At 59.2% G+C, this 14,688-nt stretch carries 8 protein-coding genes and 1 tRNA gene; 7 read left to right on the top strand and 2 right to left on the bottom strand.

The features are described 5' to 3' along the window. Nucleotides 1-114: 114 nt before the first annotated feature. The 6 genes from trpB to pyk all read left to right on the top strand — a co-directional run bounded on the left by trpB (nt 115) and on the right by pyk (nt 11,770). Nucleotides 115-1,533 (top strand): tryptophan synthase subunit beta, encoded by a 1,419-nt coding sequence (gene trpB, locus RY113_RS17775; RefSeq protein ID WP_315915704.1) that lies wholly within the window; start codon nt 115-117, stop codon nt 1,531-1,533. Beyond that, the gene (gene trpA / locus RY113_RS17780) at nt 1,526-2,410 is read left to right on the top strand and encodes a tryptophan synthase subunit alpha (protein WP_315915698.1); all 885 of its coding nucleotides are present in this window, start codon (nt 1,526-1,528) and stop codon (nt 2,408-2,410) included. The genes trpB and trpA overlap by 8 nt, the downstream gene beginning before the upstream one ends. After that, a complete protein-coding gene (lgt, locus tag RY113_RS17785) occupies nt 2,410-3,444 on the top strand; it encodes a prolipoprotein diacylglyceryl transferase (RefSeq protein ID WP_179442529.1) in 1,035 nt (344 codons plus the stop codon). The genes trpA and lgt overlap by 1 nt, the downstream gene beginning before the upstream one ends. Nucleotides 3,445-4,197: 753 nt before the next feature. Continuing rightward, entirely contained in the window at nt 4,198-8,757 is a 4,560-nt protein-coding gene (gene gltB, locus RY113_RS17790) for a glutamate synthase large subunit (RefSeq protein ID WP_315915705.1), read from the top strand. Continuing rightward, entirely contained in the window at nt 8,750-10,216 is a 1,467-nt protein-coding gene (locus RY113_RS17795) for a glutamate synthase subunit beta (RefSeq protein ID WP_315915701.1), read from the top strand. The genes gltB and RY113_RS17795 overlap by 8 nt, the downstream gene beginning before the upstream one ends. Nucleotides 10,217-10,285: 69 nt before the next feature. Next, nucleotides 10,286-11,770, top strand: a complete 1,485-nt coding sequence (gene pyk / locus RY113_RS17800) for a pyruvate kinase (protein WP_110106176.1) — start codon at nt 10,286-10,288, stop codon at nt 11,768-11,770. A gap of 141 nt (nt 11,771-11,911) precedes the next feature. Here the strand turns inward: pyk and RY113_RS17805 are convergent, their stop codons facing one another. Continuing rightward, nucleotides 11,912-12,514, bottom strand: coding sequence for an ANTAR domain-containing response regulator (locus RY113_RS17805; protein WP_110106177.1), 603 nt, complete (start codon nt 12,512-12,514; stop codon nt 11,912-11,914). 180 nt (nt 12,515-12,694) lie between these two features. Here RY113_RS17805 and RY113_RS17810 point away from each other — a divergent pair. Continuing rightward, a tRNA-Leu gene (locus RY113_RS17810) sits at nt 12,695-12,775 on the top strand. 560 nt (nt 12,776-13,335) lie between these two features. On the opposite strand, the gene RY113_RS17815 is transcribed toward RY113_RS17810, so the two are convergent. Next, on the bottom strand, nt 13,336-14,688 hold a 1,353-nt coding region (locus RY113_RS17815), incomplete at its 5' end, for a zinc-ribbon domain-containing protein (protein ID WP_315915702.1).

A 14,688-nucleotide genomic window follows, 5' to 3' on the forward strand; every position in this document is an offset into this window, starting at 1 on the left:
GCACAGGGAGGGCCCGGTTGCTAGCCTGTCTGGGGGCCTTCGCATCTGCCGCAGGGGCCACCAGCACCTTCGACTATCAGTGCACAATTATTTAGGAACAGGACGGTGGAACTGATGGCTCAACTGCCAGCAGCTTCGTCACAGGATCCCGCAGACATGGTGGATCCGGCAACAGCATTCTTACAGGGCGCCACTGCTCAGCATGTAGCATCCGAGCATTCGCTGCGGCATGCGCCCGGGCCCTACTTCGGCAGCTACGGCGGCCGTTGGATGCCGGAATCGCTCATAGCCGCCCTGGATGAGATTGAAGCGACGTTCGAAAAAGCTAAAATTGATCCGGAGTTTCTGGCCGAGATTGCGGATCTAAACAAGAATTATTCCGGCCGGCCGTCCTTGCTCACCGAGGCCAAGCGATTTAGCGAGCATGCTGGTGGGGCCCGTATCTTCCTCAAACGCGAAGACCTCAACCACACCGGTTCACACAAAATCAACAACGTTTTGGGTCAGGCTTTGCTGGCTAAGCGTATGGGCAAGACGCGCATCATTGCCGAGACCGGTGCCGGCCAGCACGGTGTTGCCAGCGCAACCGCCGCTGCCCTGTTGGGTCTTGACTGCGTTGTCTACATGGGTGCCGAAGATTGCCGCCGTCAGGCGCTGAATGTGGCCCGGATGCAGTTACTGGGGGCCACAGTGGTGCCGGTAACTAACGGTTCCCAGACCCTCAAAGATGCCATCAATGATGCCTTACGCGACTGGGTAGCGAACGTTGAAAACACCCACTACGTGCTGGGCACCGTTTCCGGCGCACATCCTTTCCCGGCCATGGTCCGTTTCTTCCATGAAGTGATTGGTGAAGAGGCCCGTGGCCAGATCATTGATCAGATTGGCCGCCTGCCCGACGCCGTATGCGCTTGCATTGGTGGTGGCTCCAACGCCATTGGCTTGTTCCATGGGTTCTTGGATGACTCCGCTGTAAAGATGTACGGCTTTGAAGCTGCTGGCGACGGCGTTGAGACGGGCCGCCACGCAGCCACCATCACGCTGGGCCGTCCTGGTGTGCTTCACGGCGCCCGCTCCTACCTCATGCAGGATGAAGACGGCCAGACCATCGAATCGCACTCCATTTCTGCCGGTCTGGACTACCCGGGTGTTGGTCCTGAGCACGCCTACTTGGCGGATCTAGGCCGGGTTAGCTATGAAGGCATTACCGATGCTGAGGCCATGGACGCCTTCAAGTTGCTGTGCCGCACTGAAGGCATCATCCCAGCGATCGAGTCCGCACACGCATTGGCAGGTGCTTTGAAAGTTGGTCAGCGCCTCACTGCCGATGCCCAGAAAGCCGAGGACGTTGTCATCATCGTGAACCTTTCCGGGCGCGGCGACAAGGACGTGGAGACGGCTGCTGAATGGTTCGGTCTCCTCGATGAGAACGGCAATGTCAAGGGCACTATGCTCTCTACTCGCACCGCCAAGGGTGCGGCGCCGGGAGCCGGCGTCATGGATAGCAACGCAGAGGATGCCAGCAATGAGTGAAATCATCAGCAACAGTAACGCAACCCCTGCCATTTTCAGTAAGTCCGGGGCGGCCATCGACAAAGCCAAGGCGGCCGGAAGAAAGGCCTTGATCGCTTACCTGCCCGCCGGGTTCCCGGACAAGCAGGGATCCATTGATGCAGCCATCGCGGTGGCCCGCAATGGTGCCGACATCATTGAAATTGGAATCCCTTATTCTGATCCCGTCATGGATGGCCCGGTCATTCAGGCTGCCACCACGCAGGCGCTGGAAAATGGCTTCCACGTATCAGATGTGTTTGATATTGTGGCGGCTGTCACGGCGCAAACCGATGCGGCAGTGCTGGTCATGACCTACTGGAACCCCGTGATGCGGCTCGGTGTGGACGAGTTTGCCCGCCGTCTGGCTGAGGCCGGTGGCGCTGGCCTGATCACACCAGATTTGATCCCGGATGAAGCCGGCGAATGGTTTGCTGCCTCCGATAAATACGGTTTGGACCGGGTGTTCCTGGTAGCTCCCTCTTCCACTGCCGAACGCGTAGCCATGACGGTTGAGGCCACCCGCGGTTTTGTCTATGCCGTCTCCATCATGGGTGTCACCGGTGCCAGGACTACTGTCTCAAGCGCAGCTGAGGCCGTAGTGGCGGCAGCTCACAATGCAGGTGCCGAGCGTGCCTGCGTAGGGCTGGGTGTTTCGCGGCCAGAGCATGTGCGTGAAATTGCTGGCTACGCGGATGGGGTGATTGTGGGTACGGCCTTGGTTGTTGCTCTGCGTGATGGCGGTGTTGCTGCTGTGGGCGCCTTGGCGAAGGAGCTCAGCTCCGCTTTTGATGCTCCGCTTGATACACCTTCTAAGACCCCCTCCACACCCGAAGCCACCACAGGAGTACCTCAGTGATTGCTTCCCTCGCCCCACTTGCCTTGACCGGCAACGTGGTTGCGGCCATTCCGGCACCAGCTTGGTCTGGTTTTGATATTGGACCATTGCGTGTTCACGCGTACGCCCTATGCATTCTGCTGGGCATTGTTGCGGCCATTTGGCTGACAGACCGCCGCTGGCGCAAACGCGGCGGACCCGAAGGATCCATCTGGGATATAGCCATCTGGGCTATTCCCTTTGGCATCATTGGTGGCCGGCTCTATCATGTGTTTTCCTCACCGGATGCGTACTTCGGGCCGGGCTTTGACGGCACGGGCAACCTGGCGCTCATCCCGCAGATTTGGCTCGGCGGGCTTGGCATTTGGGGTGCCGTAGTTCTCGGTGTGGTGGGTGCCTGGATTGGCTGCCGCCGCGCCAATGTAAAGATTTCGGCATTCATTGACGCCGCCGCTCCCGGCATTCTGCTGGCCCAGGCCATTGGCCGTTGGGGGAACTACTTCAATCAAGAACTCTTTGGTGGGCCCACCACGCTGCCGTGGGGACTGAGCGTTTCACCGGAATTTGTGCCGGTAGGCTTCAGCCCTGACACTCTGTTCCACCCCACTTTCCTCTACGAATGCCTCTGGAACCTAGCAGGTGTTGCTACCCTGTTGCTCTTGGACCGCAAGCTCAAGTTGCGCAATGGCCGGCTCTTCCTGCTCTATGCCATGATCTACACCGCTGGCCGGGTCTGGATTGAGATGCTGCGTATTGACACCGCCGAGCAGATCACCATCTTGGGGATGACAGCACGGCTGAACGTGTGGACCAGCATTCTGGTGTTTATTCTGGCCTTGGTGTTGTTCCTGGTGATTGGGCGGTACCGCAGAGGCAAGTCCAGTGATTCCGTCTACCTCCCCGGCCACGGACCCGCTGAGGAGGACGCCCTAGTGGGAACGTCCGGCTCTGATGCGCCCACAGCTAACGCTGCCACTGACGCCCCTGGCGTTGGCCCTAGCGCTCCCACTGATGCCGGCACTCCTGCGGAGGCTAAGAAAGCAAGCGAAAACTAAGAACATCCCATTCCCTGCACAGGTGGGTAGATAAAGGCGGTTCCGGAATACCGGAGCCGCCTTTTTCGTGCACCCCAACCAATGAGTGGCCCCAATGCGTGAAGATCCGGGTGTCCCAGGGGCTTCTTCTGGCATCCGCTCTCTGAGCCCGTCCTCTGCCGCTGCCACCCACCAACCGGCCGACCCACCGACCCACCAAACCGCCAGCCCACTGCGCACCAGAGGCCTCTGGGTGCAGTGAGTCGATGCCACTAAGCAGTACACACCCGCAGAAATATTACTGATCGTGCTGAATGTCTTGTTATTTGAGAATTGCATATTCTCACCTTCTGCACGGCTATATAGTGAAAGCCGCTGCATGGAACGTCTGAACAATGGATCTGCCTTCCTCAGTGCAAATGCACTAAGGAATCACGAATTCATGCGTAAACAGATCGGTGCTTAGCGCTCCGGTACCCCTCGGGGGTGTATCGCCGGGGCTTAAGCCACGCAGGGATCGCTACGGCAGGACCGCCAGAGGGATTAGTCTTCCGGCGCATGGGCCAGCGTTGTCCCGCATCAAGTGTTGTCCCACATCAACGCTCATACCTGGGGAAGGACCTCCACATGGTGACCAAGCAACAAAAAGGCAGTTACCCTCGGCAAGCGGTTCAGCGGCGCGCGGCGCAGCAGCAAGTGAGCCAGCATCACCAGACCCTGCCTGACCAGATACAGCAGCCTGCAGCGCTCTCGCCGTTTACTCGATTTGCCACCATGCCGGAAAAGGCGGGGCTGTACAACCCCGAGCATGAGAAGGACGCGTGTGGGCTGGCCGTTGTTGCTACCCTGCGAGGCACTCCCGGACACCATATTGTGCAAAAAGCACTGATCGCACTGCGGAACTTAGAACACCGTGGCGCGGTCGGGGCTGATGAAGGCACGGGCGACGGCGCCGGCATTTTGACCCAGATCCCGGATGCGTTCTTCCGGGATGTGACGGATTTCCAGCTTCCCGCGCAGGGTAACTACGCGGTGGGAACCGCCTTTCTCCCAACAGACCCCCAGGAGCTAGCCGCCGCGCGGGAGGGCTTAGAGTCCCTTGCCGCTCTTGAAGGCCTGAGAGTTCTGGGTTGGCGGGATGTGCCCGTGGTGGCAAGTTTGGTGGGCGCTAGCGCCCTGGCCTGCATGCCTTATTTCAGTCAACTCTTCCTGACACTGGCCACCGAACCGCAGCAGCCGCTGGCAATCACCGAAGCCAATGAACTGGATGGTTTGGCCTACCGCCTGCGCAAGCGAGCGCAACAGAAATTTGGCGTGTACTTCCCTTCGCTATCATCCAAAACCATGGTCTACAAAGGCATGGTCACCACGGCCCAGTTGGAGCCTTTCTACCCTGACCTCTCCGACGAGCGTTTCGCCAGCAAGCTTGCGGTAGTTCATTCACGGTTCTCCACCAACACCTTCCCGTCGTGGCCGTTGGCGCAGCCTTTCCGTACCATCGCCCACAATGGCGAAATCAATACCGTCAAGGGAAACCGGAACTGGATGCGCGCCCGGCAGTCCACCCTGGCACACCCCTTGCTGGGGGACACCCCGGAGGAGTTATTTCCCATCTGTACCCCCGGCGCCTCGGACTCTGCCTCCTTCGATGAAGTGGCAGAACTGCTGTGGCTCGCTGGGCGGCCCATCACCGAAGCCATCATGATGATGATTCCGGAAGCGTGGGAAAACCATGCCACCATGGACCCTGCCCGGAGGGCGTTCTACGAATACCACTCACTCATGATGGAGCCGTGGGACGGGCCGGCCGCGGTGTCCTTCACTGACGGCACCCTGGTCGGTGCCACGTTGGATCGCAATGGTTTGCGCCCCGCCCGCTATTGGACCACCACTGACGGGCTGGTTGTGCTGGCCTCCGAGGTTGGCGTTCTCGAGCTTGCCCCGGAAACCATCTCCAGCAAAGGCCGGGTAGCGCCGGGCACCATGTTCCTGGTGGACACTGACAAGGGTGTGATCATCAGTGACGCCAGCATCAAGGCCCAGGCCGCAGCCGCCCAGCCCTATGAGCAATGGGCAAAGGAGAACACCTTGCGCCTGGCTGACTTGCCGGATCGCGAGCATGTCATTCACACCACCGCCTCAGTGCTGCACCGCCAGCGCACGTTTGGGTACACCACTGAAGAGCTGAAGATCCTGCTGGGGCCCATGGCCGCTACGGGTGCCGAACCTCTCGGTGCCATGGGGACCGATACTCCGGTGGCGGTGCTCTCCAAGCGGCCAAGGCTCCTCTTTGACTACTTTGTTCAACAGTTCGCTCAGGTGACCAACCCGCCCTTGGACGCGATTCGTGAAGAACTCGTCACATCTTTGAACACCACCATTGGTCCGCAAGGGAATCTGCTCTCCCGCAACAAAGTGGCGGCGCCCCAGCTTTCCCTGACCTTCCCTGTGATCAACAATGATGAACTTGCCAAGATTGCCAATATGGAAACCCCTCTTGGGGCGGATGGTTCCGGTGGGGCGCGGATTGCCATGAAGGTGCGTGGCTTGTACAAGCACGACGGCGGCGAGCGTGCCTTGCGTGCCCGGCTGACCGAGATCTGTGAGCAGGTTTCCGGGGCCATCAACCGTGGTGTGCAGTATGTGGTGCTCTCCGATAGGGACTCTTCCGCCGCGTGGGCACCCATCCCGTCACTGCTATTGCTCAGCGCCGTTCATCACCACTTGTTGCGCAGTGCCAACCGCACTAAAGTCTCCCTGGTGGTTGAGGCGGGAGATGTCCGCGAAGTCCACCACGTTGCTGTTCTGGTGGGTTACGGGGCGGCAGCAGTCAATCCATACCTGGCCATGGAATCGGTGGAGGAATTGGTACGCACCGGTGATGTGACGGTAGTGACGGCGGAGCAGGCTGTGTACAACCTGATCAAGGGATTGGGTAAAGGCGTCCTGAAGATCATGTCAAAAATGGGCATCTCTACCGTGTCTTCCTATTGCGGAGCGCAAACTTTTGAAGCTTTAGGGCTATCGCATGAACTCGTCAGTGACTACTTCACCGGCACTGTATCCCAGCTGGGAGGTGTGGGCCTTGATGTGATCGCCGCAGAGGTCAGCGCCCGGCACATCCTTGCCTACCCTGTTGATGGGGTAGACGTGCCGCACCGCCCGCTTCTGGGCGGTGGCGAGTATCAGTGGCGCCGCGATGGTGAACCCCACCTGTTCAACCCTGACACCGTGTTCCGGCTCCAGCATGCCACCAGGGAACGCCGCTATGACATCTTCAAAAAGTACAGCGACGGCATCAACGATCAGGCCCGCGAACTTAACACCTTCCGCGGCCTGCTCACCTTCAAGGACCGCCAACCCATCCCGCTGGAGGAAGTCGAAGCAGTACACAGCATTGTTAAGCGGTTCTCCACCGGAGCCATGAGCTACGGTTCCATCTCCCAAGAGGCGCACCAGACGCTGGCCATTGCCATGAACCGGTTGGGTGCAAAATCAAATACGGGGGAGGGCGGGGAAGATGTTGACCGGCTCCTCGATCCGGAACGCCGCAGCGCCATCAAACAAGTTGCCTCGGGCCGTTTTGGTGTGACAAGCCTGTACCTGAGCAATGCCACGGACATCCAAATCAAAATGGCTCAAGGCGCCAAGCCTGGTGAGGGCGGGCAGCTCATGGCCCAAAAAGTATACCCGTGGATTGCCGAGACCAGGCACTCAACACCCGGGGTGGGACTCATCTCTCCGCCGCCGCATCACGATATTTATTCGATCGAAGACTTGGCCCAGCTGATCTATGACTGCAAACGAGCCAACCCCAGCGCCAGGGTCCACGTCAAGCTCGTCTCCGAGATGGGAATTGGCACCGTAGCGGCCGGCGTGACCAAGGCCAAGGCCGACGTGGTCCTGGTTTCCGGGCACGACGGCGGAACCGGCGCCTCCCCGCTGAACTCGCTTAAACACGCGGGGATGCCATGGGAGCTGGGGTTGGCCGAAACTCAGCAAACCCTGCGTCTGAACGGTTTGCGTGAACGGGTTGTGGTACAGGTGGATGGACAGCTGAAGACGGGCCGCGATGTGGTGATTGCCGCGCTGCTAGGGGCCGAGGAGTACGGCTTCGCCACGGCACCGCTGGTAGTTTCCGGCTGCGTCATGATGCGTGTGTGCCATCTGGATACCTGCCCCGTGGGTGTGGCCACCCAGAACCCCGAGTTGCGCAGCAGGTTCACGGGAAAGCCAGAATTCGTGGTCAACTTCTTCGAGTTCCTGGCGCAGGAGGTGCGTGAGACATTGGCCGCGCTAGGCTTCCGCACTTTGGAGGAGGCCATTGGTCACAGCGAGGTGCTGGACTTGCGTGCAGCCGTGGGCCATTGGAAAACAGCGGGGCTGGATCTGAGCCCCATCCTCTCCGATGCAGGAGTTCGCCCGGATGCCCCCGTGCGGAATCTGGTCCAACAAAACCATGAGCTGGAGAAGCACTTTGACCAGCAGCTCATCACCATGGCACAGGATGCACTCACAGCGCGTGTCCCGGTGAAAATCAGTCTGCCTATTGTCAACACGGACCGTTCGGTTGGCACCATGCTGGGCCATCACGTCACCCGCACGTTTGGTATTGACCTGCTGGGTCCGGACACGATTGACGTGACGCTGAAGGGACAAGCTGGTCAGTCACTGGGCGCATTCCTGCCCGCAGGGATCACGCTGCGTTTGCTCGGCGATGCCAACGATTACGTGGGCAAAGGACTTTCAGGGGGCCGGATCACGGTGACTCCTGAGCGTGAAAGCAAGTTCGTCGCGGAGGAAAATGTGATTGCCGGGAACGTCATTGGCTACGGTGCCACCAGCGGGGAGATGTTCCTCCGCGGACTAGTGGGGGAGCGCTTCCTAGTCCGCAATTCCGGGGCAACCGCTGTGGTTGAGGGTATAGGGGACCATGGGTGTGAATACATGACAGGTGGCACCGCCTTAATTTTGGGAGCCACAGGACGCAATTTTGGTGCCGGCATGTCCGGCGGCACGGCTTACGTTTTGGACTTGGACAGGATGTCAGTGAACAAGGCGGCGCTGGAAGCGGGGGAGCTGGTGCTCTTGAGCCCGGACAGCGTTGATGCAGACGTGATCGGCTCACTGTTGCGCCGGCACGCCGAAGAGACCGGTTCAGAAGTTGCCTCAGCCCTCCTCGCCGATTTCCCGGCCACCCTGGCGCGGCTGACAAAGGTCCTGCCCCGCGACTATGCAGCAGTTTTACAAACCCGGTTGGCAGCAGCTGATCTGGGTGAGGATCCGGATGGGGCAACCGTCTGGGCGAAAATTTTGGAGGTTACCCGTGGCTGATCCACATGGATTCTTGAACAATCGCGAACGTATCACCCAGAAGCGGCGCCCCGTCCCCGTGCGTCTCATGGACTTCAAAGAAGTCTATGAGGCTCAGGAAAAAGGCGTACTCAAGGCCCAGGCCGGACGTTGCATGGACTGTGGGGTGCCGTTCTGCCATCAGGGCTGTCCCTTGGGAAACCTGATTCCGGAATGGAATGACCTCACGTGGCGGGACAAAGGCCAGGATGCTATTGAGCGCCTGCACTCCACCAATAACTTTCCTGAGTTCACTGGCCGGCTGTGCCCGGCTCCCTGTGAAAGTGCCTGTGTGCTGGGGATCAATCAGCCTGCCGTGACCATCAAACAAGTTGAGGTCTCGATCATCGATGAGGCCTTCAACCAGGACTGGGTCCACCCGCTGCCGCCCACCAGGCTCACAGGCAAGACAGTCGCCGTCGTAGGTTCCGGGCCTGCCGGGCTGGCTGCGGCCCAGCAGCTGACCCGAACCGGGCACACCGTGGTGGTGTACGAGCGCGCGGAACGTATTGGTGGGCTGCTGCGCTACGGGATTCCTGATTTTAAGCTGGAGAAGGAGAGTGTGGATCGCCGGGTGGTGCAGATGGAGGCGGAAGGAACCCGTTTCCGCACGGGCGTGGAGGTTGGGCGTGACATTGGGTGGCAGGACCTGCGGCGCCGAGTTGACGCCGTCATTGTTTGCACGGGTGCCACGGTGCCGCGTGATCTGCCTATTCCGGGCCGTGAGCTGGCGGGTGTACATTTCGCCATGGACTATCTGGTGCAGGCCAACAAGAAAGTTGCGGCTGAAACGTTCGGCACCGGTGACGCCGGGCTCATTGATGCACGCGGTAAGCATGTGGTCATCTTGGGCGGTGGAGACACCGGTGCCGACTGTTTGGGGACGGCGCATCGCCAGGTGGCCGCATCAGTGACAACGCTGGCTATTGGCCAGCAGCCTCCACGGGAACGTTCTGCACACCATCCGTGGCCCATGTTTCCCAACCTTTTTGAGGTGGCCAGTGCGCATGAGGAAGGTGGGGAGCGGACATACTTGGCGTCCACGGTGGAATTTTTAGGCGACAACGGAGTTCTGAGCGGGCTAAAAATTGCCGAAACAGAATACCGTGATGGCGCCCGTGTGCCCAAGGCTGGTACGGAGCGGATTATCCCGGCGGATCTGGTGCTCCTTTCCCTAGGATTCACAGGTCCTGAATCTGAGCAGTTGGTTCAGCAAATCTCGGTCAGTGTGGACTCCCGCTCAAATATTGATAGGGACGGCTACTACATGACACAGCGCGAGGGCGTGTTTGCTGCCGGAGATGCCGGGCGCGGACAATCACTGATTGTGTGGGCCATTGCCGAGGGCCGGGCCTGTGCGGCTGCAGTGGATAAATACTTGATGGGCGAGACTTTTTTGCCTGCGCCTGTCTCACCCAGTGACTCGGCTATCAGTGTCTAGTGCCGAGACGATAGGCTAGAGGCAAGTCACTAAAAATTTCTGCTGAAAAACACACACAAGGTAGGTACATTGAGACGCGCAAAAATTGTTGCGACTTTCGGGCCGGCAATCGCCAGCTATGAAAACACACTTGCGGTACTGGAGGCGGGCGTCAACGTAGCCCGCATGAACATGAGCCACGGCGATTACACCGTGCACCAAAATACGTACAACAACGTCCGTAAGGCCGCTGAGGCACTGGGCAAGCCCGTAGCCGTGATGGCTGACTTGCAGGGCCCCAAAATCCGGTTGGGCCGTTTCGCCAATGGCGAGGGCTATGATCTGGCCGTGGGCGATGTTTTCACCATCACCACCGAGGACGTTCCGGGCACCAAAGATATCTGCTCCACCACGCTTAAGTCTTTGACTGAAGACGTCAAGGTTGGCGACATCATGCTGATCGACGACGGCAAGGTCTCCGTTCAGGCAACTGCGGTTGACTCCATCAAGGTTGTTACCGTTGTTACCGTTCCGGGCAAGGTCTCCAACAACAAGGGCATCAACCTACCCGGTGTTGCTGTGAACGTCCCCGCCTTGAGCGAAAAAGATGAAGATGATCTGCGTTGGGCACTTGAGTGCGGCGTGGACTTGGTCGCATTGTCGTTCGTGCGTGACGCCGCTGATATCAGCCGTGTCCACGAGATCATGGACGAAGAAGGCCGCCGCGTGCCGGTGATTGCCAAGATCGAAAAGCCGCAGGCCGTGGCGAACTTGGAAGCAATTGTTGACGCGTTTGACGCCATCATGGTTGCTCGTGGGGACTTGGGTGTGGAGCTTCCCTTGGAAGATGTCCCGCTGGTTCAGAAGAAGTGTGTTGAAATGGCACGCCGCTGGGCCAAGCCCGTCATCGTAGCCACGCAGGTGCTTGAATCCATGATCGAAAGCCCTCGCCCCACCCGCGCAGAAGCTTCTGACTGCGCAAACGCTGTGCTCGACGGTGCAGATGCAGTCATGCTCTCCGGCGAGACAAGCGTTGGTAAGTTCCCGATCGAGACCGTCAAGGTCATGGCCCGGATCATCGAAGCTGCTGAAGAAGAAGCCGGCATGAAGCTGATCCCCAAGCTCGGCTCTCAGCCCAGAACCCGCGGCGGCGTCATCACCGCAGCAGCCGTGCAGATCGCCGATCAGCTGGACGCGAAGTTCATTGCCACGTTCACACAGTCGGGTGACTCCGCTCACCGTCTCTCGCGCCTGCGCCCGTCCAAGCAGGTCTTCGCGTTCACTCCGGATGAGCGTGTTCGGAACCAGCTGGCCCTTGCCTGGGGTATTGAGCCCGTGCTGGTTCCCTCTGTTGCTCACACTGACGCCATGACCGAGCAGGTTGATACCACGCTGTTGGCCAAGGGCTTGGTTGAGGAAGGCGACATGGTTGTTATTGCAGCCGGTTCCCCTCCCGGACAGGCTGGCTCCACCAACTTGGTCAAGGCACACGTGGTTGGCGATCAAGCTGATATCGGAAAGACCGGCGGCGTTCGCGCAGTCAAGGAAAAGATTGGTCCCTGGCCCGTTGGCTAAGCTTTCTTGACCAAAGCACGAGACGGCGGCACCCACCAATTGGTGGGTGCCGCCTCAGTGCTTTGTGGGCCGGTGAGCTATTCTGGGCCCACGCCGGCAGGGTTCCCTGGCTGAGGAACGAAGCGAGGGGGCCGGTGGGGACTAGTTGACCTGGTTGATAATGGTCTCGGCTACTTCGCGCATGCTCAAGCGGCGGTCCATGGAGGTCTTCTGGATCCAGCGGAAAGCCTCGGGCTCGCTCAAGCCCATCTTGGTGGTCAGTAGGGACTTGGCGCGCTCTACGAGCTTGCGGGTGGCGAACTGCTCCTGGAGATCGGAAACTTCTTCCTCGAGCGCCTTGATCTCTTCGTGGCGGGACAGTGCGATCTCCAGTGCCGGGATCAGGTCAGCGGGGGTGAAGGGCTTGACCACGTAGGCCATGGCGCCGGCGTCGCGGGCACGCTCCACGAGTTCCTTCTGGCTGAAGGCTGTGAGCAAGACCACGGGGGCAATGCGAGCCTTGACGATGATCTCAGCTGCCGTGATGCCATCCATGACGGGCATCTTGACGTCCATCAGGACCAGGTCCGGTTTGAGTTCCTTGGCGAGTTCCACGGCCTTCTCGCCGTTGTCCGCTTCGCCAACAACGTCGTAGCCCTCTCCTCGAAGAATTTCCATGATGTCCAGGCGGATTAGTGTTTCATCCTCAGCAACAATGACGCGGCGTGCGGGGGAGGTGGGGGTTGATTCCGCTTGTTCAGACACAAAGACTCCTTGTAAAGGGTGAGGTACACCACATTTTGCAAATAATTACCCCCGAAGGGGCTTCAGTTCCACAAAACAGCCTATATGCATGTAGAGTAGTTGCGCGCACTCGTTCGGAAGTGATTCGAGAAACGGGGGCGTGATGTTTGTAACGGTGTTGCTTGCAGCACGTTAGTGAAGGCCCGAGTGGCGGAATGGCAGACGCGCTGCACTCAAAATGCAGTATCGAAAGATGTGTGGGTTCAAGTCCCACCTCGGGCACGCTAAACCCCCTGATCACAGGGGGTTTTCGTGTTTAAGGTTTGACACTGTGTTGACACCCGTTGACCGGTTGCACCCCTGAGGATCTTGTTATGCGGCGCCCTCGCACGTCAGCGCCGATTTAGCTGTTTGTCTCTGGCGGCTCCTTGCTGACTGCTTCGGGGATATTTTCCCCTTCACCTAGTTCATAGTGAGCCGGAGCCTTAGCGACGTTAATTGTGTGGCGATCCTTGTCAGCTGACTGAAAAATTCGTGTCCATGCAGGTATGGCTGTGTCGCGGGTCAGAACGTTCCGAGCTTGGGTCCTTTGAATCAAGGTTGGGGTGACCGTCCTGTGTCCTTGCATTCTTCCGTCGGCCATCATTTCCCGACGAGTACGAGCAAATATTTGTGGCTTCTGATTGCCGACCATTCCCGGCGCAGTCGCCAGAAAATGGTGGTATGTTTCCCGGCACGGTTCACCCTAAAGCGTCCCTGTCTTGATGCCTTACTTTCTCACAAGAAAGCGGCACAAAAATAGGGACGCTTCAGTTTTGCCGCTAGGCCGTGCACTCAGAGATTCAGCCGAGTAATACGAGGACATCGCTGATGACTTGTTGCGGTCGCGGCGCCGCGGAGAACACCGGAACCTCAAAGTAGTATTTATGTTGGATTTCGAGGCTGGGCAGATCGTCTTCCCGCAATCGCACCACGGTATACCCGGCTGCCAGCAGGTCCTGTGTCTTACGCTGGTCAATCGCGATTTTTGCCGGAGCCGAGTGCCAATAGGCGCCGTCGTACTCGATTGCCACTTCCCGGTTGTCGTGACTGGCCAGGATATCCACTGTCCAACTCTGTCTGGTCGTGAAATAGGGGCTGCGCAGGGATGGGCCTGAGCGCACATTTGTGAATACATTCGCGCAGGCGGCCAGATGCTCCAGCTCGACTTTCGATTTGCCGGCGATACAACACTCGGGGCACTCCGACCCACTGGAGCGGGACGTGAGAGGCGCTTCCCACCGATGAGCGGAGTTGATCGAGCACACCCACTTCGGGATGAACCGCGTGCTAGCCGTCGGGCGAACTTGCCAAACGTTCATCGGATTCTCGTCGCTCCATTCGGCAGCTAGACCGGGATCTGCCCAGCCGAGAGAGTCTAAAATTGTCGCGCAACGTGGGCATCGCTGACGTTTGAATTTGTTTCGGGTTTCGATGGCTTCTTCCCACTCGAATCCGCAGCAGTTGGCTTTCCACCAGATCACCCGTGTCGAGGCGGGGCCAACTGTGTCTGGAGTCCACTCGCTACCGTTCCGGACCGGATGCCATTGCTCTGCGATCTCCGGGAGCACATCGCGCAGGCTGGCTTTGGCCGATTGACGGGTGGCTTGGCCACGGCAGGAGGGGCAGCCTGAGTTGAGGAAGGTGTAAGGGTTGATTTTGGGGTGATGGCCCTTGGGGCATCTGAATCGCCTGAGCATCCAGGATCCCGCAACCTCAATGGTAGACGGATCCGCTGGATCCGCCCAGGCCGCCAAGAGTTCGGGGACTTCGCGAACCATGATGGTCTTGTATCGTTCGTACTCGTCAGCCCGTTGTTCGTGGCATGCGCCGCAGCGCGGAGATGATGTGATGTTGTAAACCATGTCCGAGAATTGATGGCCACATTCTGGGCACGTCCACCAGCACTCCCGCCTGGATTTGAGTGTGACGGTCTTGAAACTGGTGTCGTCATTCGCTTTGTGGTCCCACCAGGCCAGGGCCTGATTGTCTGAGTCGCACAGGAGGTTCTTTGCTCCGCGCGTGCGAGGCTCGATGGCTGCGCCGGAGGGCCGGGATGTGCGGCTTGATGGGCTGTTCCGCTGGCAGGTGCAGCCCATGTCGTTCGTGCGTCTGGCTTCTTGGCGGCCGCACTGAGGTGTATTACTGATGTGAGA

Origin of the sequence: Arthrobacter sp. lap29, from assembly GCF_032458965.1 — a bacterium.
In the GTDB taxonomy this organism is placed as follows: Bacteria; Actinomycetota; Actinomycetes; order Actinomycetales; family Micrococcaceae; genus Specibacter; species Specibacter psychrochitiniphilus.